Raw genomic sequence first — 396 nt, forward strand, 5'->3', positions numbered from 1 at the left:
GCGACGATTTAGAGTCCAATCACGTAGTCAGGAGATTGGACATGAAGAAGCGATTCACCGAAGAGCAGATCATCGGCTTCTTGCGAGAGGCCGAGACTGGCATCCCGATCAAGGATCTATGCCGCCAGCATGGGTTCTCCGAGGCCAGCTATTACCTGTGGCGCAGCAAGTTCGGCGGCATGAGCGTGCCCGACGCGAAGCGACTGAAAGAATTGGAAGCCGAGAATGCCCGGCTGAAGAAGCTGCTGGCGGAGTCAATGCTGGAGAACGAGGTCACGCGCGAGGCCTTGCGAAAAAAGTGGTGAGCGCACCATCACGCCGAGAGCTGGTGCGCCACATGACCGAGCGAGGCCTGAGCGAACGCCGAGCCTTGCAGGTCATCGGCATGAGCGCCAG

1 pseudogene is annotated in these 396 nt (G+C 59.3%); it reads left to right on the plus strand.

Going from position 1 to position 396, the window contains the following annotated elements:
- Positions 1-41 precede the first annotated feature (41 nt).
- Positions 42-396: pseudogene (locus A985_RS0103120) on the plus strand (transposase); the annotation flags it as partial.

It is taken from the genome of Pandoraea sp. B-6 (genome assembly GCF_000282835.1).
Classification (GTDB): domain Bacteria; phylum Pseudomonadota; class Gammaproteobacteria; order Burkholderiales; family Burkholderiaceae; genus Pandoraea; species Pandoraea cepalis.